Here is a 22,692-nt window from a genome sequence, read left to right on the forward strand (position 1 = left end):
TCTCACTGATGAAAATAAAGATCTGTGAGATCAGTGAAAATCTGTGGGAGAATAAAGAACCTTAATTTATTTCATATTTTTTTCTTTTTAGTAGTAATCACAACTACTCCATCTCTGGCCTTTTCACCGTATTTTGCAGATGCAGCAGCTCCCTTCAGTACATTTATTGTTTTTATCTGATTAGGATCCAGAGTTTTTACTTTTTCATAATCACTGATTTTTCCATCAATTACATAGAGTGGCTTATATACCATTGCTTTGCTTGAAGGAGCTCCTCCTATCGTGTAAGTATGGTTGTCAGCAGTGTTTTGAATTACTGGAGGAGAACTAATTACCTTTCCCAATGGCATTCCTTTCTCCATAGTGATAACATTACTTTTGGTGGCACATTCCTGTGCATTGATACTTATGATACCTCCTGTTGTCAACATAAAACCTACGGCAAACTTCACAAAAAGGGAATTGATATAAGAATAATGCAGCTCCCTATTAAGCTGCGATGGGTAAAAAACTCCACATATTTCCTGCGAAGAATTACTAAAAACCTTTCTAATCTCATCATCCGAAGCTGTTCTGAAATCTCTAACCGTTTTGGAACAGACCGAGCAAAATCTTCCTTTCTCATCAGGTGTCATGGCGTTCCAGTTTTCATGACAAGGTTTGGGTATGGTTATTTTCATAGGATATCTTTTCTTATAAAGATGCACAGTGTTGGAAAAAGGTTGGAATATATAATATATATAAAATAAATATAAATTGATAACGCTTCACTTGCTGAAAATCTTTGATTTTCTTGCGCCTTAAAAATAATACGTCACCTAAAAAAAACTTGCGCCTTTGCGTTATTCAAAAAAAAAAAATGTCATTAAATATTCTTGCCCTTACTTCAAAAAAAGTTGCACCTTCGTCATTCTCCAACAAAAATTTTGCATATTTGTAGAAAATACGGGTCATGCAAAAAGAAAAACTACGTAACGCAAGAAAAAGAAAAGGCTTCACACAGCAGCAAGTAGCTGATTATATTGCTACAGATGTATCCAACTACAGCAGAAAAGAAAGCGGAGATGTTGCCATAAGAAAAGAAGAATGGGAAAAAATTGCCCGTTTCCTGGAAGTTCCTGTGGAAGAAATCTATGAAGAAGAAGATGGTAAACAGATCAATAATTTTGAAAATATTACGTCCAGTAGTGGTTTTGGAAATAATATTCAGGGGAATTACTACTGTAATGTACCAGAGTTTCTTCTGGAAAACCAAAGAGATTATATAGAAATTCTGAAAAAAGAAAACCAGAGATTACAGGAGGAACTCAATGCTCTTAAAAAGAAATAATTTAGTTTTCAACGTAATCGTTCAAAATAATAAAACTCAGCATACAGCTGAGTTTTTGTTTTGTAGTTGAGTAGTTAAGAAAACGCGAAGGCGCAAAATAATAGTAAAAACCTACTCTATAAGGCGCAAGATTTTATCTCCGATAAAATTGATAACGCCTCTTCACTTGCTGAAAATCTTTGATTTTCTCGCGCCTTAAAAATAATACGTCACTTAAAAAAACTTGCGCCTTTGCGTGCTTCAAAAAACAATGTCATTAAATATTCTTGCCCTTACGTCAAAAAAAGCTGCACCTTCGTCATTCTCCAACAAAAATTTTGCATATTTGTAGAAAATACGGGTCATGCAAAAAGAAAAACTACGTAACGCAAGAAAAAGAAAAGGCTTCACACAGCAACAAGTGGCTGATTATATTGCTACAGATGTATCCAACTACAGCAGAAAAGAAAGCGGAGATGTTGCCATAAGAAAAGAAGAATGGGAAAAAATTGCCCGTTTCCTGGAAGTTCCTGTGGAAGAAATCTATGAAGAAGAAGATGGTAAACAGATCAATAATTTTGAAAATAACACCAATAGTAATAATATTGGAACCTTAAGCAACAATGAAATTGGAACAGTAAGTGGAAATTATTATTGTAATATCCCTGAGTTCCTTCTTGAAAGCCAAAGAGATTATATAGAAATTCTGAAGAAAGAAAACCAGAGATTACAGGAGGAACTCAATGCTCTTAAAAAGAAATAATATAGTTTTCAACGTAATCGTTCAAAATAATAAAACTCAGCTATATGCTGAGTTTTGTAGTAGGTTTATAAGTATAATAGAGACTTCTACGGAGTGACAAGCTTGTGGCTTACTCTCTATGAAAAGTTAGGTTCTTACTGCTTAGCTATATTATTATCACCGTTTTCTCTTTCCAACGAAGAGTTTTTAGCAGCTTTCACCATCTCATTGGTATCACTGTATAGTATCTCCCAGCCGGGAACCGACTTCATTGCTGTGAGAAGATTAAGATAATTTTTCAATGTTTTCTCCAGGTCTTTGCGGATAGCACTGGCACTTGTCATCTGACGAAGATCGGCATTAGCTCCCGCCTGCTCTGCAAACACAATCTCAAAAGCATCCTGTTTAGCTTTCATCTCTGCAAAGGCCACATCTAGAAAAAGAAGTGTGATCTTCTGTTTGTTTTCTGTAGTTTCTAATGTTTCTATAAGCTTCTTCATCTGAGCGGTTTGTGAAGAATAACTCAGCCTGTCCAGGTTCAGCCCAAAAGTTTTGAATACTCGGTAGAGGTCCTCTGCCTGCTGATAGTTGACTGCAGAAGGCAGTTTACGATAGCCGTTCAGGAAAGATTTCAGATTGGCATATGCCGTATCTCTTTCGTGATCGGCAGTGGCTACGTCTTTTCCTTTTCCGCTGTAGACCTGCTTTGTATACACCTTATCGTATTCCGTATAGGAAGATGCCAAAGCGCCTACAAGAGGATGATTGTCGATAACAGAATATTTTCCGGATTGGGCATTAGAAAGAATTCTCTGAGCTAAAGTCGCAAGATCTTTAGTGCTCAGCTGTGTGAGGGCAATTTTCATTTTTTTGTGTTTTTTGGGATTAATAAATTAACGCTCAAATATAGAAAAAAGTTGTTGGGTTACAACTATACTTGCAACAAACCTCCCAACAACTTGGGAGCTTGCCCCCAACCTGCAGGAGACTTCACAAGTTCTTGGGAAGTTTCAAACGTGCTTGTTTTTAATAATCGGAGGACTTGGGAGGTTTGTTTCACCATTGTTTTAGACTTCCGGAGGGGTTGGGAGGTTACAAACGAAGGTGTTTTTGGGGTGGGAAGTTTTGGGTTACGGGAAACCGTAAGGTTTTAAACTTAGTGTTCATTATATTTGGAAGTTATATTAAAAAATATATAAAATGAATGAAAAATTTCCACTCTTAAACAAAGTATTCTCACCTTCTTCCCCTATAAAAAAATCTGATTTTTTTTCTGGTAGAATAACACAAATTGATAAAATATGTGATGTAATTAATGAGGATGGACAACATGCAATTGTATATGGTGAACGTGGTGTTGGGAAAACATCTTTCGCAAATATTATTTCCGAATCATTAACAAATGTTTATCCAATTAAAATTACTTGCAATAAAAAAGACACTTTCCATACTCTCTGGAAGCAAGCATTTAATGAAATTCAATTTTCTAAAACAATTACAGGACTTGGATTTAAACCAGAAATAAAAAAAGAACTTATTAATTTTGGCCACACGTTGGATATTAACTCTCCATATTTTAATAATGATATTATAAAATGTTTAAATTCCTTTCCAAATAGATTCTTATTTATATTTGACGAGTTTGATAATATTGAAGATTACAAAACTAAATCTGACTTTGCCGATTTAATTAAAGCATTTTCTGACAACAATATTAATACTACAATCGTAATTGTTGGAATAGCAGATGACATTGTTGAACTAATAGGGAGTCACCCCAGTTTAGAAAGGTGTTTAAAACAAATTAAAATACCTAGAATGTCAGATAAAGAATCTGCTGAAATTATTATAAAGGGATTAACCAAACTTGAATTAACAATATCTGATACGGTAAAAAATAAAATAATTGAATTTTCATCGGGCTTTCCACATTATATACACTTATTATGTAAATACGGAGCAAGAGAACTTATTGAAAATGAAAAAAAAGATTTTGGAGAAGCCTATCTCACTATTGCTATTAGAAAAGGAATCGAAAACACAAACGAGAATCTAAAATCATCATTTAGAATTGCCACCATAAACAATTCAACATCAGATAAATGGATGTTAATCTTATATGCCTGCGCTCTGTCTCCTTTGGATAAATACAATTGTTTCGAGAGAACAAAAATTGTTGAGTTATACAATGTTATTAGCCACAAAAAAGTAAATGGAAATTCACTTTCATATAATCTAAAACAATTATGTAACCCAGAAAGAGGTGATATTTTACAAAAAATTGGCAAAGGGCTACATTCACGTTACAGATTTACAAATCCTATGATGAGAGCTTTTATTAAGCTAAAAATCAATAGCATATAAAATATAGGATCAATTATCAAGCAAAACAACATCATCAATAGCATCGGGCTTTAGCCCGATATAAAAAAGAAAAAATACCAAAGGCTTTAGCCAAAACTTAATTTTAAATTTCGGCTAAAGCCAATTATATTACGCACAAAAGAAAACGGGCTAAAGCCCGTTTCTATTGATGCTAAGATTCTACTATCACCGCTCCATCCTTCAAAATCATATACGCCTGTCCTGTTTCTGCTGAAATATTTTTCAGATCCTGCTCATCAAACACCTTCGGAATATAGCATTTATAATGTGCAAACAACCCATAATGGATGGGTACCAGCTTTTTGGCGTGCAGAAGACGGGCTGCAGCAAATGCTTCTTTCAGATTGAGAGAAGCGGGAACTGGGCTGTATTCTAATCCAATGATCTCAAAATTTACTACTACTCCATTTACGGGTAAGAAGGCGTAATCTATATTGGGGTTTTCTTTTCCAAGCTTCCAGAATTGGTTGTGCCAGATGGTATCTCCCCCATGAAAGATTTTGGTCTTTCCATCATCTACAATCCAGGAAGACTGTATTTCTCCCACTCCATCCATCGCAAATACGGGTTTGAAGGTGATATTGTTTTCGGTGAAGGTTTCATCAAGATCCAGCACAATGATTTCTATATCCTGTATCAGTTTTTTTACAATGGATTCCAATCCTTTGTATACAATTAGTTTTCCGTCTTTCTTTAAGCATTTACGGATGACTCCTTTATCAAAATGATCAAGATGAAGATGGGTAAACAGGATATAATCTGCCTGTATATGGTCTGAGAATTCTAAGAGAGCATCTACAGCATCTCCCAAAACGGGCTTATAGTAGGAGAAGTCTTCTACGGCGTCTATCAGGATGGTTTTGTGATGCGTAGTAAGGCGGATGCCTGCCCAGTTGAGTTTTTGTATTTCCATATTCTTTTTTCAGCAAAGGAATAGACTTACGGAAGGCCAGACAATAAACAAAAGATAATTAATGACACCATTTTGAGGATGGGAGCTGGAAGAGTGAAGAGTGAAGATGGAAGTTGATTATTTCTCTACAGTTTCTATTACCTTTTCTTTGAATTAACAGTAAGGATTTTATAAACGCAAAGTTTTTATTGATTAACGGCAGATTCTAAGGGGGCAAAGAAGGCGGCAGAGCCGTTGTCTAAGCTAATGGCAAGAGCACGCTTCATCAAATCGATTGAAAATCGATTCATCCTTTACTCACTAATAATGTGGATTTAAAATTGAAACTTTGCGTTAAAAAAACTCAGCAAGATAATATTAGTAAGTTCTTTTATTATCTTCAAATTTCCAACATCTTACAAAATTCTTTTTCTGATTCTGCTTAAAGAGATAGGCGTGATACCAATATAAGAGGCAAGATATTTCAGAGGAATATTTTGAATATAATGAGGTTTGTTCTTCAGCAGGTATTCATAGAGATCCTGCGGAGTATTTTTCAGCAGGAGCATTTCTCTCTTCATGGCTGCATGCAGCTTTCTGCTGAGATAATAGTTTTGCACGAACCTGCAGTGCGGATTTACAGCAAACAGGTTTTTCACCTCATCCAGGGTGATTTCCCATGCCAGTCCGCTGCAGATGGATTCATAAACGGCATCTGAGCTTTTTTCTTCTACGGTAAAAATATCACCGGGGAAGTAGAATTCTGCAGAGATTTCGGTATCAATATCTGAGGTGCTGCTGATATAATACTTACGGACAAGCCCATCTTCTACAAGATAGGCTTTGTTGTCCGGAAATATATTTTTCTTAGGAAATTCAACCTCAGCAAACTTCTCCCATACAGGATCACTATCCTCTACGTTAAGGTGTGAAAACAGTTTTTTATTGATCGCTGCCAATGCTGAATTTTATGAATTATAATAAATTTTCATCTACAAGGTTGGGAAGGGTTACCTTTAGATTCGGTTCTGCTTCCATGGCTCTTTTAATGGCGAAAACAGCGCCTTCGTTTCTTGCCCAGCTTCTTCTTGAGATTCCGTTGTTCACGTCCCAGAAAAGCATAGATTTCAGTCTTCTGTCGGCATCATCGCTTCCATCAAGAAGCATTCCGAAACCTCCGTTAATCACTTCTCCCCAGCCTACTCCACCACCATTGTGAATAGACACCCAGGTAGCTCCGCGGAAACTGTCTCCAATTACATTATGAATGGCCATATCTGCGGTAAATCTTGATCCGTCATAGATATTGGAAGTTTCTCTGTAAGGGGAATCTGTCCCCGACACATCATGATGATCTCTTCCCAATACTACAGGCCCGATTTCTCCATTTTTAATAGCTTTGTTGAAGGCTTCTGCAATTTTCATTCTTCCTTCTGCATCTGCATACAGGATTCTGGCCTGAGATCCTACTACCAGCTTGTTTTCCTGTGCCCCTTTGATCCACTGGATGTTGTCTCTCATCTGCTGCTGGATTTCTTCCGGAGAGTTTTTCACCATTTCTTCCAGTACTGCGCAGGCAATATCATCGGTTTTCTGAAGATCTTCCGGATTTCCGCTGGAGCATACCCAACGGAACGGCCCGAAGCCATAATCGAAACACATAGGTCCCATAATATCCTGCACGTAACTAGGATATTTGAATTCTCTTCCTAATGTAGGGTTTTCTGCCATTACATCTGCTCCGGCTCTGGAAGCTTCCAGCAGGAAGGCATTTCCGTAATCAAAGAAGTAGGTTCCTTTTTCTGTATGCCTGTTGATGGCAGCAGCATGTCTTCTTAATGTTTCCTGAACTTTTTCTTTGAATAATTCAGGGTTTTCTGCCATCATGGTATTAGATTCTTCAAAGCTTTGCCCCGCCGGATAGTAACCTCCCGCCCACGGATTGTGAAGAGATGTCTGATCTGAACCGATATCTATTCTTAAGTTTTCCTGATCAAACTTTTCCCAAACTTCAACAATATTCCCAAGGTAAGCCAAAGACACCGTTTCTTTGCGGGCCTGCGCTTCTTTTACTCTTTTTACCAGCTCGTCAAGATTTTCATGAATTTCATTTACCCATTTCTGATCATGACGGATCTTTGTAATTTTCGGATTCACTTCTGCACATACGGTAACGCAGCCTGCAATGTTTCCTGCTTTGGGCTGAGCTCCGCTCATTCCGCCCAATCCGGATGTTACAAAAAGTCCGCCTTTGGGTTCTTTTTTTATTTTTCTGAATGCATTTAATACCGTAATCGTTGTTCCGTGAACAATCCCCTGAGGCCCGATATACATATAACTTCCCGCCGTCATCTGGCCGTATTGTGTAACGCCCAACGCATTGAATTTTTCCCAGTCATCCGGTTTCGAATAGTTCGGGATCATCATTCCGTTGGTTACAACCACTCTCGGTGCATCTTTATGAGACGGAAACAGCCCCATCGGATGACCCGAATACATCACCAATGTCTGCTCGTTGCTCATTTCAGAAAGATACTTCATCGTCAGCAGATACTGTGCCCAGTTGGAAAATACAGCGCCATTTCCACCATAAGTAATCAGCTCATGCGGGTGCTGTGCCACTGCATAATCAAGGTTATTCTGAATCATCAGCATAATGGCTTTTGCCTGCTCAGATTTTCCGGGATAGTCTGTGATAGGTCTTGCCTTCATTTCATAATCCGGACGAAAACGATACATATAAATTCTTCCGTACTCTTCCAGTTCCTGCTTAAATTCAGGGATCAGTTCTGCATGAAACCGGGGTTCAAAATAACGTAAAGCATTCTTCAATGCCAGTTTTTTCTCTTCTTCCCCTAAAATTTCTTTACGCTTCGGAGCATGGTTGATGTTGGTCTCGTATGGTTTAGGTTTTGGCAGCTGACTGGGAATCCCCTGCTGTATCTGTTCTTGAAATGTCATATTGCTATGTAAAGGTCTATGTTTTAAACAATGTTTGAAGTCTTAAAGATATTCAAAATAGGAAATATAGGCAAGTGGGGAAAGGAAAGAATGACTGAGGGTTTAAGATTCAAGCTAAATTATTAAATCTGTAAATCAGCGGCCATTGATATTAAATATTATATTTGAAATGACACGCCTGAATTCCCCTCCTTTGGAGGGGTGGATTTCAAAGTTAAAAACTTTGGAAGACGGGGTGGTTAAAAAATAGCACAATCATGAAAGAAATCCTTACCGTCATCAACGGAATTCCGATCCGCAGGAATTTCGTTGAGAACCTACCCTACAATCCCTATTTAAAGGTCTTATTAAAAGAAAAACGTAAAGCCCGGATTTTGGGGGAAGTGATATTCTGGAAGAAAGTCCGTGCGAAAAAATTCTATACCATTGATTTTGACAGACAAAGGATTATTGGAAATTATATCGTTGATTTTTATGTGAAAGCCTTGGGATTAATTATAGAAATAGATGGTTCAAGCCATGATGAAAAACAGGTTTATGACGGGATAAGAGAGGAATATCTTGAATCTTTAGGACTATCGGTTTTCAGAATCAGTGATTTTGATCTAAAGAATAATCTGAGTATTGTAATGAAGGAATTGGAGAATTTTATTGTGCTGCACTATGGAACCACCCCGTCTTCAAAAATTCTTTAATTTTTGAATACACCCCTCCAAAAGAGGGGAATTGCTCTTACGACTAGCTGTGGGTATTCAACATAAAAAAACCTTACTGAAATTCAGCAAGGCTGGTTTTTGTATCGTTAAAGTTTACGTTAAAACATCATCGTTTTCTTCTTCATGGTCATCTTCATTATCGCTGAGACTCCAGTAGTTGTTTTCTTCATCTTCTGCTCCTATTTCTTCCATTTCATCATCGTCATCAGCTCCTGGAATGTCTAAGCCTTTATCCATTTTATCATCATCGAGATCTTCATTCAGGATAGGATTTCCGTCTCCGTCCAGCGAAATGTGTTTTTCTCTTTTAAAGATATCCTCGCTGGGATTGTAATCCATCTGTTCTAACTTCTTATTTTGTTCATTAATATTTTTCTCTGGTGCCATATTATTAAGATTTTTGGTTTCTATGATCAGAACAAAAATAATTCCAACTTAGGATGAATGATGAGAATAAACTTCCGGATTTGCACAGTGCGGCATTTTTTCGTTTTTCGAAAAAGCGATGATATTTTCTGCCGCAATTCTCGCCATACCGTTGCGGGCTTCAACCGTTGCTGATCCTATATGCGGAAGAACACAAACACTGGAAAGCTCAAGAATAGGATCATCTGCAGCCATAGGTTCCGGATTGGTAACATCCAGACCTGCTCCCCAGATTTTCCTGTCAACGAGTGCCTGACAGAGGTCTTTCTGATTATGAAAACCTCCCCTGGCGGTATTGATAAAGATGGCGTTCGGTTTCATCTTTTCAAATACGGAGTTATTGAATAATTCTTTCTGCTCCGGAGTAAAGTTGGCATGCACACTCAAAACATCTGAGTTCTTGATAAGGTCCTCGAAAGAAACATAGGCTGCCTCTAACTGCTTTTCTGCTTCTGGATTTTGATGACGGTTGTGATAAATGATATTCATTCCAAAAGCTTTTTTGGATTTTTCTGCCATTTCAAAACCGATACGTCCCAGCCCGAAAATCCCCAGCGTTTTTCCGTACAGCTCCTGTCCTAAAGCATGTAAAGGATCAAATGCACCCCAGTCATCATTTTTTACCTTCTGAAAATTATAGCTTGCTCTTCTTGCCACCGACTGCATGAGTAAAAATGCTACATCCGAAGTTGCCCTGCTTAACACATCAGGCGTATTTCCTACCGGAATGTTTCTTTTTACAGCTTCTTTTACATCCACATGATCAAATCCAACGGAATACAGGGCAATGGCCTTGACATTCGGACAGGCATCAAAAAAACTTTTATCATAGTTGAACGCTCCGCCTACACTCAGAATGGCATCTGTATTCTGACAGTAGTGCAGCCAATCTTCGTAGGAAAGATTTTCTTTTTCCGGAAATATCAGTTCCAGACCTGCTTCTTCCAGCATTTTAATTCCTGTTTCGGGAATTCTTTTAGAAATAAAGACTTTCATTATATTGTAATTTGATGATTGTAAATAAAAAAACCTCACTTGAAAAAAGTAAGGTTACTGAACTTTAATATTAAAAATTTATTTCTTTTCATCTGAATGTTTTCTTCAGCATCTATTATGTTTTTCTTTTGATGAAAAATTTTAAGATCGAGGGACTTTAATTCTATCAATTTTCGTTCCGAAGTGGAGTTAAAATTTTAAATTTTGGATATATCCAGATGAATTTTTATTCAAAAAAAACGGACTAAAGTCTGTTCTTATTGATAAGATCAATTTTTCAAGGTGCTGGTGTTTGAGACCAGTTAGTCTGGCAATTCCGTTCTATTGATTGGTATTTCCAAGCATCGGAACAAATTTATAAGCTCCGAATTCTTCTTTTTCAAATTCTGTAGGTCCTACTTTAGTAAATCTGTAAAGCACCTGCTCATCTGTTGGTCCCAGCGGAATCACCATTATTCCTCCGATATTCAGCTGTTTTAAAAGTTCTGTCGGCAAGGTGGATGCTCCGCAGGTTACAATAATTTTATCAAAAGGGGCAAATGTAGGAAGCCCGGCAAACCCATCTCCGAAGCTTTGAAATTTAGGATACAAATGAAGTTCTCTGAGTTTCTTTTTTGAAAAATCAAAAAGATCTTTTTGTCTTTCCACTGTATATACATGGGCTTTCATGGCTAATAAAACAGCGGTCTGATAACCGCATCCGGTACCAATTTCCAATACTTTTTCTCCTGGTTTTACCTTCAGCAGCTCAGATTGTTCTGCTACGGTAGAAGGATGGGAAATAGTCTGGTGCGCCAGAATCGGGAATGCCCTGTCTTCATAGGCAAAATCTTCAAAAATACTTTCGATAAAAAGGTGTCTTGGAACTTCACTCATCGCCGAAAGTACATTTTCGTCTGAAATTCCAATTCTGTTTCGAAGGTAATCTACTAAAATCTTTCTTTTTCCTTTATGTACAAACGAATCCTGCATTTGACAAAAATAAGAAAATAGAAATTAGATTTCCGAAATCGGGGCAAAGAATTATCCACAAAAACACAGCAATCCTGAAAATGACTGCTTTGCTTTATTTCTTAATTCCATTTTATAGGATATGGCCCATAAAACGGGCTATAGGTGTTGTCTGCACATCTTTTTCTCACAAAAAAATTGTAATTCACTGTTTTACTTAATCCTATATAGACCGCTTTCTGTCCCGCGACAGTTAATTCTCCGCTTGCCGGCGGCGCAGAGCTTGTGGTTAAAACAGTTTCATATGCAGAAATTCCATCATTTTCCCAGGACACGGCAGCATCAAAGGTAGAAGAAAGTGCGGAGGAAGTTGTTTTGGTGTACGTTGCATACGCTGGCTCTACACAAGTTGTAGTACTACTTGCCAAAACAGTAACAGGTCCCGCCCAATTGCTGCGTCCATTGGCTGTACCACAATTCTTTCTTACGTAAAGATCATATTTGTTATTCTGATAGAGCGGGAGGCTATAGGAGTTTTTGTAGGTAACCACTGTGGTTCCGTTTCCTAAAGAAAAGCCAGGTTCTCCGTACTGCACTTCATAATACCCTTCGCCCATGGTGTTCATGTTCCAGGAAAACGTGTTACTTCCTTTTTCAAATGTCAGATTTGTGGGTGTTCCACATTTAGCCTGAGGATCATAAGGACTATCTCCTAAGCATCCGGAGGTAATCAGTCCAAAAAAGAGTATAATTGAAACTATTCTTTTCATCAATATTTTTAGAGCGTGAATTTACTGCAATTTATTTAATGAAACCATGATTTTATGTATCCCCGTCATCTCGTGCATCTTCAAGTGAAAAGTCATGTATTTTATACATGTACATTCACTATCTTTACAAAAATTTTATACAGCTATGTTAAAAGCAGGTTTGGTAGGTGCCGGACACTTGGGAAAAATACATTTAAAGCTCCTTAATCAGTCTGATCGATATGATTTTGTAGGTTTCCATGACAAAGACGTTGAAAACGGAAAGAAACTAGAGGCCGAATTCGGGTATCCCTATTTTGAAAATTTTGATGAATTGCTTGAGCAGATTGATATGCTTGACATTGTTACTCCGACAGTTTATCATTATGATTATGCGTTGAAAGCGATTGAAAAAGGTCTTCATTTCTTTATTGAAAAACCGGTAACCCAAACCCTTGAGCAGGCAGAAGAAATTCTTCGTTTATGCCAGGAAAAGGGAATCAAAGCACAGGTAGGACATGTTGAAAGATACAATCCTGCATTTATTGCTACGAAGGAATACATCAGTACTCCGATGTTTATTGAAATTCACAGACTGGCAGAGTTTAATCCAAGAGGTACAGATGTGTCGGTAGTTTTGGATCTTATGATTCACGATCTTGATATTTTATTAAGTATTGCGAAGTCCAAAGTAAAAAACATCCATGCAAGCGGTGTATGTGTAGTCAGTAAAACTCCGGATATTGCGAATGCAAGAATAGAGTTTGAAAACGGATGTGTAGCCAACCTTACCACTTCCAGAATTTCTATGAAGGCCATGAGAAAGAGCAGATTCTTCCAGAAAGACGCTTACATTTCTGTTGATTTCCTGGAGAAAAAAGCTGAGGTAATCAGAATGAAAGATGCTCCCGAAAATCCGACTCCATTCGATATGATTATTGAAAATGCGGAAGGAGAAAAGAATCAGATTTTGTTCGAATATCCGAATATTCAGCCTAACAATGCTATCCTGGACGAACTGAATTCTTTTGCAGATGCCATCACTGGTGATAAAAATGTAGAGGTTTCTCTAGAAGACGGAACTGAAGCTTTGAAAGTGGCATTAGAAATTATGAAGCTGATTAGCTAGACATACCCGAATTTTTTAAAACAACAACAGATACAATGCTATCTTATAATCAGAAAAATGGTTATAAGGCAGCATTTTTTATTTTATAAATGCAAAGTTTCATTTTAAACTACACGTGATATGAAGTGAATAAAGATTGAATCTATTAAATGTTGGTTTTTTAAAGCGGTATCAGATATTCTGCCAGTTCCTGGGTTATATCTAAATCTTATGATGAAATAAAAACTTTTCATTAATAATTACTTATTTATCAATAAAAAAACAATTTCAAACTAAAAAAACAATATATTTGGAGAATAATTCAATACAATATTGAAAGATTTTGTTTTACATATATGGATATCCGACACTATCAGCGAACTGAATGCAGATTTATGTTCTGATGTCACTATTCATTATAATTTCTAATATTTCCCTATTATTTTAAATCATTGAAAGTACTATGAAAAGAGCCATTTTATTATCCGCAGTTTTATTGTCTCAATTTGGGACATCACAATTACTGAAGACTTCAGGACAGAAAATCGTTAATGATAAAGGTGAAAATATTCAGCTGAAAGGTCTTGGCCTTGGCGGTTGGATGCTGCAGGAAGGATACATGCTGAAAACTGCTGATTTTGCAGGTCCTCAATATAAGATTAAGGAGAAAATTGCAGAAGTGATTGGTGAAGACGGAATGAATGAATTTTATAAGGCTTATCTAAAAAACGGAATTACAAAACAGGATATCGACTTTTTGGCGAGAGCAGGTTTTAATTCTATAAGGCTTCCGATGCACTACAACCTCTACACCCTTCCTATTGAAAAAGAACCGGTAAAAGGAAAAGATACCTGGCTGGATGAGGGTTTCAAAATGACTGATGATCTTCTTCAATGGTGTACAGACAATAAAATATATCTGATCCTTGATCTTCATGCTGCTCCGGGAGGACAGGGAAATGATGCCAACATCTCCGACAATGACAAGTCCAAACCTTCGCTTTGGGCGAGCGAAGAGAATCAGAGAAAGACTGTAGCCCTTTGGAAAAAGCTGGCTGAAAGATATAAAGACAATCCATGGATAGGCGGTTATGACCTGATTAATGAACCTAACATCAATTTTACAGGCCAAAACCCAAATGGTACGGATGAAATGTCTAATGCTCCGCTTTGGAAGCTTCAAAAGGATATAACAGCTGCCATCAGGGAGGTTGACAAAAAGCATATTATCTTCATTGAAGGAAATGGCTGGGGAAATAACTATAACGGATTACCGACAATCTGGGATAACAATATGGCTTTCAGCTTTCATAAATACTGGAATTACAATGATGATCAGACGCTGAAATTTGCACTGGATCTCAGAGAAAAGCACAATATGCCGATCTGGCTCGGAGAAACTGGTGAAAATTCCAATGTTTGGTTTACTGAGCTGATTCAGCTTTTAGGCAAGCATAATATCGGGTATGCATTCTGGCCGATGAAAAAGATTGATAATATTGCAGGTATAACCAATGTAAAAATAACGCCTGAATATGAAAAATTATTAGAATACTGGAAGAACGGAGGGGAAAAGCCTTCTAAAGAATATGCAAAAAAAGCATTGATGCAGATTGCTGACAATTACAAGCTGAACAACACGGAAATTAAAAGAGATGTGATTGATGCGATGTTCAGACAGATTACAGATGCTTCCACCAAACCATTCAGAAATCATCAGGCTCCGGGAAGAATATTTGGTTCGGAATATGATTTGGGAAGAATGGGATCTGCGTATCTGGACAAGGATTTTATCAATCTCTGGGTAAGTGATCCGGCTAAAAGATCAGAATGGAATTCCGGGCAGCAAATGAGAAATGACGGAGTTGATATCTATCAATGTAATGACAAGGTTACCAATCAGTATTATGTAGGAAAAACAGAAACCGGCGAATGGCTTCAGTATACCGTTCAGTCAAAAAACGATAAAAATTATACGTTTGACATCAGATACTCAGCAGCAGCTGATTCTAAAGTAAGAATTGAAACGGCTTCCGGAAAAGTTTTGGCAACGGCATCACTGCCTTCTACCGGCGGAAATGAAAGCTGGAAAACGGCTTCAGTAAAAAATCTCAGTCTTCAGAAAGGAGAAAATAAAATCAGAATTGTTTTTGAAAACGGTGGTGCCAATCTGAATTATCTTGAACTCAGATAGCCATTATATGTCACAAAACTCCTTTTTAGCTAATAAAAAGGAGTTTTTTATTATTTCAAATTATTAATCACTTTCTTCCTGTGATCCATTCCCCATTTCTGAATATGACGGAGAACGGGTTCCAGCGTTTTTCCGTACTCTGTAATTTCATATTCAACAGTAACAGGAACAGTAGCAATTGCTTTTCTTGAAACAAGACCATTGCATTCCAGACTTTTAAGCTCTGCGCTCAGCATTTTCGGAGTGATTTTACCAATATCCTCCAATAAGTCTTTAAATCTTTTCTTTCCTCCACAAAGACTGTACAGGATCGGAAACTTCCATTTTCCCCCGATGATTTCCAACGCATCCATCACCGGCTGAATCTGTATTTTATTTTTCATGATATTCCTTTATTCATCAATAACTATACAAAAGTAAACTAATATACAAAAAGTAAACTTATTTCAAAAGTAAACTTTTCTGCTCAATTTTGCTTCACAAACATTTAAATTATGAACCATAAAAGATTTTCCACAGAAGACAGTGCTATTTTACTTATTGACCATCAGGTAGGCACCATAAAATTAGCACGCAACATTGATCACGAAGAGATCATTAAAAATACACGCGCATTGGCCCGTACAGCTGTAGAGACCAACATGCCTCTTGTACTGACTTCCAGCCAGGAAGATCATTTCCAGGGCCTGCTTCTTGAAGATCTGCAAAAAATTGCTCCGGAAGATTATCTGAAAAGAATAAAAAGACCGGGGGTGGTAGATGCTTGGCTGTATCAGCCTTTCAAAGAAGCTGTTGAAAAGACAGGAAAAAAGCGTCTTATCATGGCAGGTCTTACCAATGACGTATGTATTGTTTACCCGGCTATGAGCGCATTAGAAGACGGTTACCAAGTACAGGTAGTAGTGGACGCAGGCGGTTCGCCTACCACGCTTGCGGATGAAACGGCTTTGAGAAGAATGGAAAAGGCAGGCGTAATTCTTACCAGTACCAATCAGGTCATGGCAGAACTGGCTATGGACTGGGCTTCAGAAAAAGGAGGAAAGATACAGGGCATTATGTATGAAGAAATTCTTAAAAAATATATAGAGTCATAAAATTTCAACCGTATAAAATACAACAAAATAATCTTAAATTGCAGCGCTCTTCCTGTCTTGGGAATAGCGCTTTTTTTAATTTTATTATTATGAAAAAAACAGCATTCTTTTTTCTTCTGATTTCGGCATTTACATGGGCGCAGACTTCCCGACTGGAACAGAAAATCAATTCAATTCTTAAGAATAAAAAAGCAACGGTGGCCGTTTCTGTCTTAGGTTTTGAAAATGGTTTTACATATGATAAAAATGCAGACAAAAAGCTTCCTATGCAAAGTGTATTTAAATTTCACATTGCTGCGGCGGTTCTTGATGCAGCAGACAAAGGAAAACTTTCTCTGGATCAGAAAATAAAACTGGATCACTCCAACCTGCTGGAGAATACATGGTCGCCGCTTCGCGATCAATACGCCGGAAAAGAGGTAGAAATTCCTCTGAGTGAGGTGATAGAATATACGGTTGCCAAAAGTGATAATAATGGATGCGACATTCTTCTGAGATTACTGGGAGGCACCCAGACGGTACAAAAATTCATGGACTCTAAAGGCGTAAAGGGTTTTCAGATTAAATATAATGAGGAAGCCATGCATAAGGACTGGAATGTTCAGTACGAAAATTACAGCACCACAAGATCAGCAGCGGATGTTCTCAAAAAATTCTATGACGGCAAATTATTATCTAAAAAATCTACCGATTATCTGATGAAAGTAATGCAGTCTACTTCAACGGGATTGAATAAAATGGTGGAACAGCTTCCTGAAAACACTCCGGTGGCGAGAAAAACGGGAGCTTCCGGCAAGAATAGTGCAGGGTTAACAGGCGCAGAAAACGAAATCGGAATCGTTACTTTACCGAATGGCAGACATTATGCATTAGCTGTATTTGTCAGTAACTCAACGGAAACGGATACAGTGAACTGCAGAATGATTTCGGATATTTCAAAGGAAGTCTGGGAATATTTTAATAAATAAAATTTTAAGCTTATTTTTAAAGCGATTTAATATGAAAAAATTAATAGTAACATCGGCATTATTTGCGTTCGCATTCTTTTATTCTCAAAAGAATCAAAATTATTTACAGATAAGCTATGGAAGTGTATGCTGTGGTCCCGCATCGGATAAACCTGTGATGAGTTTTCTGAAAGAGTTTAAGAATAAAAGTCAGATAAAAAGCATGGAAATCCTGATGCAGAAAGGAAGAGGCAGAGAGGGAGAATATACTTTATATGTGGGCACAGATTTTCTTACAAAGAATCAAAAAAAACGACTTATAAGGGGACTGACGGCTACTGTTTCTAATCAGAACAACAGTAAGAAAAGCCAAAATGTAGGCAACGTTTTCTTTGATTCAACTGCTGTTGTTACACAATCTGAACTTTCAGACGTAAAAAATCTAACTATCTATAAAAAATAAAGGAAAATGATCAAAAACATTGTCGTTATCGGAGCGGGAACCATGGGGAATGGTATTGCACATACTTTCGCGCAGAGCGGTTTTAAAGTAAATCTTGTAGATGTATCCCAGGAAGCTTTGGACAAAGGTTTAAAAACCATTACTACCAATCTTGACAGAATCATTGCAAAAGGAAATCTTACTGAGGAGCAAAAAGCTGAAACATTAGGCAACATCACTACTTTTACTGCACTGAACGATGCTGTAGGTACTGCAGACCTTATTGTAGAAGCCGCCACTGAAAATCAGGATCTTAAACTGAAGATCTTCGGTCAGATGGATGAGCTGGCTCCTGCCAACTGTATTCTTGCCACCAATACTTCATCTATATCCATCACCAAAATTGCTGCGGCTACCAAAAGAGCTGATAAAGTGATCGGTATGCACTTCATGAATCCGGTTCCTATTATGAAGCTGGTAGAAATCATTAAGGGATATTCTACATCTAAGGAGACTTTTGATGTGATTTATGAAATGAGCAAAACTTTAGGAAAAGTTCCTGTAGAAGTGAATGACTATCCGGGATTTGTCGCTAACAGAATTTTGATGCCAATGATCAACGAATCTATCGAAACGCTTTATAACGGAGTGGCTGGTGTAGAAGAAATTGATACGGTCATGAAATTGGGAATGGCTCATCCGATGGGTCCTCTTCAGCTGGCAGACTTTATTGGTCTTGATGTATGTCTTGCGATCCTGAATGTAATGTATGACGGTTTTAAGAATCCTAAATACGCTCCGAACCCATTGCTTGTAAATATGGTGACAGCCGGAAAACTGGGGGTAAAATCAGGGGAAGGTTTTTATGATTACTCTGAAAGCAAAAAAGCGGAAAAAGTTTCAAAAATGTTTTTGAAGTAATTTTAAGTCAATAATTTTATTTATCTTTGAGAAAGTTAAAACATTAAAAAAATGAAATTACCAAAGTTTTTATTAGCAGATAATTCGGAATTTCCAGAGGATCTATTCGTAGTTCACACAGAATATCCAAGATTTATCTTAAACGTTGAGGAAGAAGAAGTTGAGTGGTTAGATGATCTTGAAGGTGATGATGAAGAAACAATGGCAGACGAGGCTACTAAAGTAGTAGAAGCAGCATTCAAATGGTGCGACGAAGAGTTGGCTAAGTACGACGAAGAAGAGGAAGATTAATAACACTCTAAGCATAAAAAAGGAACTCCATTGAGTTCCTTTTGTTTTTTATTCTGATTTTGTAAATTTCAATAGCAAAAGATTGTCTTTGTACAATTCTAAAGTATTTCCGGTAATCACATATTTATTTGCTTTTCCCATCATATCCATAAAGTTCTGCTCTACACTGATGTTGTTGCACATCATTTTTGTAGATCCCATTTGCCCTGCTATAAAACCACCATTAGACGGGTCTATGGTAGCCGTTCCGAAATAGTTGTTACATCCTGCATTTCCAGTGATCTTTTCTCCTTCAATATTCAATGTTGGAACTTTACCTTTTACTGTTTCAGCTAATGTCCACTTTGTATTAGCAAGTGCAGGCTGAGCTTTTCCTACTTTAGACGCGGATGCGCTTGTCATGGATCCACATGAAGCCAAAACTGCAGCAGCACATATACTTAAAAAAAGATTTTTCATTTTTAACTTTTTGAATTAACCCAAATTTACGGAAATTATATTATCTAAACGGGCTGCAGCGAATTTTATTATTATTTAACACTTGATATTTTGAATATTTTTCAGTTTGCATTTTTAATAATAAATGCATTTTTGATTGTCCTGATTAGGGTTGGGAAACGCAAAGACGCAAATTTGTTAACAGGCTGAAGCTTTAGGCGCAAAGATTTTATCTTTGATAAAATTTTACAGTGTTTTTGTTATTCCGGGCAAAGCAAGGAATCTATACACTAATTGGCTTATAAAATATGCCGAGACTCCTACGAGTGGATAGGTTGTTTGTATACAAAACTTTCCATTTTAAACACTAATGACACTAATATTTTCACTAATATCAATAATGCAATTCAATAGGAACGGGCTATAATCCTGAGCTTAATCGAAGGGAGCCCTTTTTCTATCAACAAAAACTCATTGGGCTTTAGCCGAAACATATTAATATATTTTTATTAAAACCTTTAAAAACAAAAAACGGACTTTTTCAAGTCCGTTCCTTTTTATTGTGAAATATATTTTTCAACTATTAAGATCTCAACTCTGCGTTGAATTCTTTCTGGAAAGATTTAATCAGAGAATCCATTACTTCTGTAATCTCTTTTTCTTCCAGCGTCTTTTCTTCATTCAACAGCTCGAAGCTCATTGCGTAAGACTTTTTACCTTCAGGAAGATTTTTACCCTCATACACATCAAACAGATTGATATTCTTAATGAATGGCGATTTGTTTTTCTTAGCAGTCTGATATAAATCCTGATAGTTTACCGTTTTATCAATCAATAAAGCCAAGTCTCGTCTGATTTTGTTGAATTTCGGAATGTCCTTGAATTTCAATTCATTTTTAGAACGCAGTTCCTGAGCATATTCCAGTTCAATTTCTGCATAGAAGCATTCCTGATCGATATCAAATTCTTTTAACAAAGCAGGCGCTACTTTTCCTATTCTTACTAAAGTTTTACCTTCAGCCTCGTATGCCAGTGCATCAGAAAATCTTTCGTCAGATAGCGCAACTTCTTTATAATCTACTGCAAGTCTTTCCAATAAAACTTTTACATATGCTTTAAGATTATAGAAACTTACTGCAGATTTCGGCTGAAGCCAGTTTTCTGCGACATCTCTTCCTGAAACCAATAATGCCAGTTGTTTTCTTTCTTCATATTTATCTTTTTTGTGATAAATTTTTCCTAGTTCGAAGAATTTGATGTCCTGGTTTTTTCTGTTGATATTGTATACGGTGTTCTGAAGAAGTCCTTCCAATAGAGACTTTCTCATGAAAGCAAGATCACCGCTTAAAGGGTTCAATAGTTTTACGGCATCTGTTTCATCTTTTACAGAAGTTAAAGAATTGTTCATTACTTCATTGAAACCAAGTCCCTGTAAAGTTCTTGCCCAGCTGTTTTCCAGCTCATCCTGATCGTTGGCGCTTAGCTTAACAGGTGTAAACGAAATCTTTTGTGGAGCGTCAATCTTATTATATCCGTAGATTCTTAAGATCTCTTCAATTACGTCAATTTCTCTTGTTACATCTGCTCTGTAGGCAGGAACTGAAATTTCAAAACCATTAGGAATTTCATTCAAAACCTGAATCTCCAGTGCTTTTAAGATTTCTTTTACTTTTTCTCTGTGAATTTTTGTTCCTAAAATCTGCTCAATTTTAGAGAATCTTAGGATCACATAGTTATCTTCTATTTTTTTAGGATATTCTTCCAGTAACTCTCCTGCTAATTTTCCTTCTGCAATTTCCTGAATCATTTTAATAGCGTGGGTGATTGCTGTTCTGGTAAGGTTCGGGTCTACTCCCCTCTCAAATCTGAAAGATGCATCAGTATTCAGGCTATGCGCTTTAGCTCCTTTTCTTACCGCAATCGGATTGAAATAAGCACTTTCAAGGAATATCGTTTTAGTTGTATCAGATACCCCGGATTTCTCACCACCGAATACTCCGGCAATACACATTGGGTTATCTTTACCGTCTTTGATCATGATTTCAGAACCATTCAATGTTCTTTCCACACCATCTAAGGTAGTAAATTTCGTTCCCGGTTTTACGACTCCTACTTTTACTTTTTTATCTGCAATTTTATCGGCATCAAATGCGTGAAGCGGCTGTCCGTATCCGTGAAGAATATAATTGGTAATATCTACAACGTTGTTAATCGGGCTTAATCCGATCGCTTTTAATCTGTCTTTTAACCATGAAGGTGATTCTGCTACTTTTACGTTTTCAATCACAGCTCCGATATATCTCGGACACAATTCTGCGTCTTCAATTTCCAGTTTGAAATCATGAGTTCCCTCACCATTCAATGCCTCAGAAGCCACTTTATTAAATTGTGACTTCAATTGATTGGTAGAAAGATAGGCGTGTAAATCTCTGGCAACACCATAGTGAGACATCGCGTCTGTTCTGTTTGGTGTTAACCCTATTTCAAATACTTCGTCAGTAGTAAGCTCAAAATAATCTGCAAAGTTTTTTCCTACTTCATATTGGGCTTCATCCAGCACCATAATACCTCCATGATCATCGCTAAGACCAAGTTCATCTTCAGCACAGATCATTCCCTGGGAAACCTCTCCCCTGATTTTTGCTTCTTTGATTTCAAAAAAGTTTCCGGTTTTGTCATAGATTTTAGTTCCGACAACGGCTACAGGAACGGTTTGTCCTGCTTCTACATTAGGAGCACCGCAAACAATGTTCAGTACTTTTCCGTTTCCTACGTCTACAGTTGTCTTCTTCAGTTTGTCAGCATTAGGATGTTTTTCGCAGGTAAGCACTTTACCTACAACAATTCCTTCCAGGCTGCCTCTTACACTTTCAAATTTATCTATCCCTTCAACCTCAAGACCAATATCTGTAAGGAATTCACCGATTCTTTCAGTTTTTGATTCCGTTTTTACAAAGTCTTTCAGCCAGTTGTTTGATATTTTCATTTGTTTATCTATCTACTTATTTAATTCGTCTGATGAGTCCAAAGGTTTCATCTGCTCTCATTTGAAACTTTTATTTGAAATCTTACGCCGTATTCCGGTGCAGTTTTTCGAGCTACAAATGTCGTGTTTTTTTGAGAAATAGAG

23 protein-coding genes are annotated in these 22,692 nt (G+C 37.1%); 11 read left to right on the plus strand and 12 right to left on the minus strand.

Annotated elements, in window-relative coordinates; genetic code table 11:
* Nucleotides 1-71: 71 nt before the first annotated feature.
* Nucleotides 72-680, minus strand: a complete 609-nt coding sequence (locus BLW74_RS11475; RefSeq protein ID WP_089692529.1) for a TonB-dependent receptor plug domain-containing protein — start codon at nucleotides 678-680, stop codon at nucleotides 72-74.
* A 272-nt stretch (nucleotides 681-952) separates the two neighbouring features.
* On the opposite strand from BLW74_RS11475, the gene BLW74_RS11480 reads away from it, so the two are divergent.
* Both BLW74_RS11480 and BLW74_RS11485 read left to right on the plus strand, forming a co-directional pair.
* Nucleotides 953-1,330, plus strand: a complete 378-nt coding sequence (locus BLW74_RS11480; protein ID WP_089692530.1) for a helix-turn-helix domain-containing protein — start codon at nucleotides 953-955, stop codon at nucleotides 1,328-1,330.
* A 343-nt stretch (nucleotides 1,331-1,673) separates the two neighbouring features.
* Nucleotides 1,674-2,072: a helix-turn-helix domain-containing protein gene (locus BLW74_RS11485; protein ID WP_089692531.1), complete on the plus strand. Its 399-nt coding sequence runs from the start codon at nucleotides 1,674-1,676 to the stop codon at nucleotides 2,070-2,072.
* 134 nt (nucleotides 2,073-2,206) lie between these two features.
* On the opposite strand, the gene BLW74_RS11490 is transcribed toward BLW74_RS11485, so the two are convergent.
* Nucleotides 2,207-2,917, minus strand: coding sequence for a DUF6261 family protein (locus BLW74_RS11490; protein ID WP_089692532.1), 711 nt, complete (start codon nucleotides 2,915-2,917; stop codon nucleotides 2,207-2,209).
* A 334-nt stretch (nucleotides 2,918-3,251) separates the two neighbouring features.
* Here BLW74_RS11490 and BLW74_RS11495 point away from each other — a divergent pair, with 334 nt between their 5' ends.
* Nucleotides 3,252-4,415 carry an nSTAND1 domain-containing NTPase gene (locus BLW74_RS11495; RefSeq protein WP_089692533.1) on the plus strand — a complete coding sequence of 388 codons (1,164 nt, stop codon included), beginning with the start codon at nucleotides 3,252-3,254 and terminating at the stop codon, nucleotides 4,413-4,415.
* A gap of 172 nt (nucleotides 4,416-4,587) precedes the next feature.
* On the opposite strand, the gene BLW74_RS11500 is transcribed toward BLW74_RS11495, so the two are convergent.
* The 3 genes from BLW74_RS11500 to BLW74_RS11510 all read right to left on the minus strand — a co-directional run bounded on the left by BLW74_RS11500 (nucleotide 4,588) and on the right by BLW74_RS11510 (nucleotide 8,289).
* A complete protein-coding gene (locus tag BLW74_RS11500) occupies nucleotides 4,588-5,349 on the minus strand; it encodes an MBL fold metallo-hydrolase (RefSeq protein WP_089692534.1) in 762 nt (253 codons plus the stop codon).
* Nucleotides 5,350-5,744: 395 nt separating this feature from the next.
* Nucleotides 5,745-6,287 (minus strand): Crp/Fnr family transcriptional regulator, encoded by a 543-nt coding sequence (locus BLW74_RS11505; protein ID WP_089692535.1) that lies wholly within the window; start codon nucleotides 6,285-6,287, stop codon nucleotides 5,745-5,747.
* A 16-nt stretch (nucleotides 6,288-6,303) separates the two neighbouring features.
* Nucleotides 6,304-8,289, minus strand: a complete 1,986-nt coding sequence (locus tag BLW74_RS11510; RefSeq protein WP_089692536.1) for a urocanate hydratase — start codon at nucleotides 8,287-8,289, stop codon at nucleotides 6,304-6,306.
* Nucleotides 8,290-8,546: 257 nt separating this feature from the next.
* On the opposite strand from BLW74_RS11510, the gene BLW74_RS11515 reads away from it, so the two are divergent.
* The gene (locus BLW74_RS11515) at nucleotides 8,547-8,984 is read left to right on the plus strand and encodes an endonuclease domain-containing protein (protein ID WP_089692537.1); all 438 of its coding nucleotides are present in this window, start codon (nucleotides 8,547-8,549) and stop codon (nucleotides 8,982-8,984) included.
* Between the two features lie 114 nt (nucleotides 8,985-9,098).
* On the opposite strand, the gene BLW74_RS11520 is transcribed toward BLW74_RS11515, so the two are convergent.
* The 4 genes from BLW74_RS11520 to BLW74_RS11535 all read right to left on the minus strand — a co-directional run bounded on the left by BLW74_RS11520 (nucleotide 9,099) and on the right by BLW74_RS11535 (nucleotide 12,148).
* Nucleotides 9,099-9,392 carry a hypothetical protein gene (locus tag BLW74_RS11520; RefSeq protein ID WP_089692538.1) on the minus strand — a complete coding sequence of 98 codons (294 nt, stop codon included), beginning with the start codon at nucleotides 9,390-9,392 and terminating at the stop codon, nucleotides 9,099-9,101.
* A gap of 48 nt (nucleotides 9,393-9,440) precedes the next feature.
* Entirely contained in the window at nucleotides 9,441-10,427 is a 987-nt protein-coding gene (locus BLW74_RS11525; RefSeq protein ID WP_089692539.1) for a 2-hydroxyacid dehydrogenase, read from the minus strand.
* A gap of 321 nt (nucleotides 10,428-10,748) precedes the next feature.
* The gene (locus BLW74_RS11530) at nucleotides 10,749-11,399 is read right to left on the minus strand and encodes a protein-L-isoaspartate(D-aspartate) O-methyltransferase (RefSeq protein ID WP_089692540.1); all 651 of its coding nucleotides are present in this window, start codon (nucleotides 11,397-11,399) and stop codon (nucleotides 10,749-10,751) included.
* A gap of 101 nt (nucleotides 11,400-11,500) precedes the next feature.
* Complete coding sequence (locus BLW74_RS11535; RefSeq protein WP_089692541.1) at nucleotides 11,501-12,148, minus strand: hypothetical protein; 648 nt, start codon at nucleotides 12,146-12,148, stop codon at nucleotides 11,501-11,503.
* Nucleotides 12,149-12,293: 145 nt separating this feature from the next.
* On the opposite strand from BLW74_RS11535, the gene BLW74_RS11540 reads away from it, so the two are divergent.
* Together BLW74_RS11540 and BLW74_RS11545 are read left to right on the plus strand one after the other, a co-directional pair.
* Entirely contained in the window at nucleotides 12,294-13,256 is a 963-nt protein-coding gene (locus BLW74_RS11540) for a Gfo/Idh/MocA family protein (RefSeq protein WP_089692542.1), read from the plus strand.
* Between the two features lie 442 nt (nucleotides 13,257-13,698).
* The gene (locus BLW74_RS11545; RefSeq protein WP_089692543.1) at nucleotides 13,699-15,429 is read left to right on the plus strand and encodes a cellulase family glycosylhydrolase; all 1,731 of its coding nucleotides are present in this window, start codon (nucleotides 13,699-13,701) and stop codon (nucleotides 15,427-15,429) included.
* Nucleotides 15,430-15,479: 50 nt separating this feature from the next.
* Here BLW74_RS11545 and BLW74_RS11550 read toward each other — a convergent pair whose 3' ends face one another.
* Nucleotides 15,480-15,812, minus strand: a complete 333-nt coding sequence (locus tag BLW74_RS11550; RefSeq protein WP_089692544.1) for a winged helix-turn-helix transcriptional regulator — start codon at nucleotides 15,810-15,812, stop codon at nucleotides 15,480-15,482.
* A 111-nt stretch (nucleotides 15,813-15,923) separates the two neighbouring features.
* Between BLW74_RS11550 and BLW74_RS11555 the strand changes: the two genes are divergently transcribed.
* From BLW74_RS11555 to BLW74_RS11575, 5 genes are all read left to right on the plus strand, one after another.
* Nucleotides 15,924-16,523: an isochorismatase family protein gene (locus BLW74_RS11555; protein WP_089692545.1), complete on the plus strand. Its 600-nt coding sequence runs from the start codon at nucleotides 15,924-15,926 to the stop codon at nucleotides 16,521-16,523.
* Between the two features lie 89 nt (nucleotides 16,524-16,612).
* Nucleotides 16,613-17,491, plus strand: a complete 879-nt coding sequence (gene bla-A / locus BLW74_RS11560) for a CGA/CIA family class A beta-lactamase (RefSeq protein ID WP_089692546.1) — start codon at nucleotides 16,613-16,615, stop codon at nucleotides 17,489-17,491.
* A 31-nt stretch (nucleotides 17,492-17,522) separates the two neighbouring features.
* Entirely contained in the window at nucleotides 17,523-17,933 is a 411-nt protein-coding gene (locus BLW74_RS11565) for a hypothetical protein (RefSeq protein WP_089692547.1), read from the plus strand.
* Between the two features lie 9 nt (nucleotides 17,934-17,942).
* Nucleotides 17,943-18,833, plus strand: a complete 891-nt coding sequence (locus BLW74_RS11570; RefSeq protein WP_185116357.1) for a 3-hydroxybutyryl-CoA dehydrogenase — start codon at nucleotides 17,943-17,945, stop codon at nucleotides 18,831-18,833.
* A 51-nt stretch (nucleotides 18,834-18,884) separates the two neighbouring features.
* Nucleotides 18,885-19,124 (plus strand): hypothetical protein, encoded by a 240-nt coding sequence (locus tag BLW74_RS11575; protein ID WP_002977986.1) that lies wholly within the window; start codon nucleotides 18,885-18,887, stop codon nucleotides 19,122-19,124.
* A gap of 48 nt (nucleotides 19,125-19,172) precedes the next feature.
* Here the strand turns inward: BLW74_RS11575 and BLW74_RS11580 are convergent, their stop codons facing one another.
* Together BLW74_RS11580 and pheT are read right to left on the minus strand one after the other, a co-directional pair.
* Nucleotides 19,173-19,583, minus strand: coding sequence for an META domain-containing protein (locus BLW74_RS11580; protein WP_089692549.1), 411 nt, complete (start codon nucleotides 19,581-19,583; stop codon nucleotides 19,173-19,175).
* Between the two features lie 562 nt (nucleotides 19,584-20,145).
* The gene (gene pheT / locus BLW74_RS11585) at nucleotides 20,146-22,548 is read right to left on the minus strand and encodes a phenylalanine--tRNA ligase subunit beta (protein ID WP_089692550.1); all 2,403 of its coding nucleotides are present in this window, start codon (nucleotides 22,546-22,548) and stop codon (nucleotides 20,146-20,148) included.
* Nucleotides 22,549-22,692 lie beyond the last annotated feature (144 nt).

Source organism: Chryseobacterium culicis (genome assembly GCF_900108365.1).
Classification (GTDB): Bacteria; Bacteroidota; Bacteroidia; order Flavobacteriales; family Weeksellaceae; genus Chryseobacterium; species Chryseobacterium culicis.

Bases quoted from the DNA above. Each gene is read 5' to 3' on its own strand.
- BLW74_RS11475 (WP_089692529.1), bottom strand. From the start codon at position 680: ATGAAAATAACCATACCCAAACCTTGTCATGAAAACTGGAACGCCATG.
- BLW74_RS11480 (WP_089692530.1), top strand. From the start codon at position 953: ATGCAAAAAGAAAAACTACGTAACGCAAGAAAAAGAAAAGGCTTCACA.
- BLW74_RS11485 (WP_089692531.1), top strand. From the start codon at position 1,674: ATGCAAAAAGAAAAACTACGTAACGCAAGAAAAAGAAAAGGCTTCACA.
- BLW74_RS11490 (WP_089692532.1), bottom strand. From the start codon at position 2,917: ATGAAAATTGCCCTCACACAGCTGAGCACTAAAGATCTTGCGACTTTA.
- BLW74_RS11495 (WP_089692533.1), top strand. From the start codon at position 3,252: ATGAATGAAAAATTTCCACTCTTAAACAAAGTATTCTCACCTTCTTCC.
- BLW74_RS11500 (WP_089692534.1), bottom strand. From the start codon at position 5,349: ATGGAAATACAAAAACTCAACTGGGCAGGCATCCGCCTTACTACGCAT.
- BLW74_RS11510 (WP_089692536.1), bottom strand. From the start codon at position 8,289: ATGACATTTCAAGAACAGATACAGCAGGGGATTCCCAGTCAGCTGCCA.
- BLW74_RS11515 (WP_089692537.1), top strand. From the start codon at position 8,547: ATGAAAGAAATCCTTACCGTCATCAACGGAATTCCGATCCGCAGGAAT.
- BLW74_RS11520 (WP_089692538.1), bottom strand. From the start codon at position 9,392: ATGGCACCAGAGAAAAATATTAATGAACAAAATAAGAAGTTAGAACAG.
- BLW74_RS11525 (WP_089692539.1), bottom strand. From the start codon at position 10,427: ATGAAAGTCTTTATTTCTAAAAGAATTCCCGAAACAGGAATTAAAATG.
- BLW74_RS11530 (WP_089692540.1), bottom strand. From the start codon at position 11,399: ATGCAGGATTCGTTTGTACATAAAGGAAAAAGAAAGATTTTAGTAGAT.
- BLW74_RS11535 (WP_089692541.1), bottom strand. From the start codon at position 12,148: ATGAAAAGAATAGTTTCAATTATACTCTTTTTTGGACTGATTACCTCC.
- BLW74_RS11540 (WP_089692542.1), top strand. From the start codon at position 12,294: ATGTTAAAAGCAGGTTTGGTAGGTGCCGGACACTTGGGAAAAATACAT.
- BLW74_RS11545 (WP_089692543.1), top strand. From the start codon at position 13,699: ATGAAAAGAGCCATTTTATTATCCGCAGTTTTATTGTCTCAATTTGGG.
- BLW74_RS11550 (WP_089692544.1), bottom strand. From the start codon at position 15,812: ATGAAAAATAAAATACAGATTCAGCCGGTGATGGATGCGTTGGAAATC.
- BLW74_RS11555 (WP_089692545.1), top strand. From the start codon at position 15,924: ATGAACCATAAAAGATTTTCCACAGAAGACAGTGCTATTTTACTTATT.
- bla-A (WP_089692546.1), top strand. From the start codon at position 16,613: ATGAAAAAAACAGCATTCTTTTTTCTTCTGATTTCGGCATTTACATGG.
- BLW74_RS11565 (WP_089692547.1), top strand. From the start codon at position 17,523: ATGAAAAAATTAATAGTAACATCGGCATTATTTGCGTTCGCATTCTTT.
- BLW74_RS11575 (WP_002977986.1), top strand. From the start codon at position 18,885: ATGAAATTACCAAAGTTTTTATTAGCAGATAATTCGGAATTTCCAGAG.
- BLW74_RS11580 (WP_089692549.1), bottom strand. From the start codon at position 19,583: ATGAAAAATCTTTTTTTAAGTATATGTGCTGCTGCAGTTTTGGCTTCA.
- pheT (WP_089692550.1), bottom strand. From the start codon at position 22,548: ATGAAAATATCAAACAACTGGCTGAAAGACTTTGTAAAAACGGAATCA.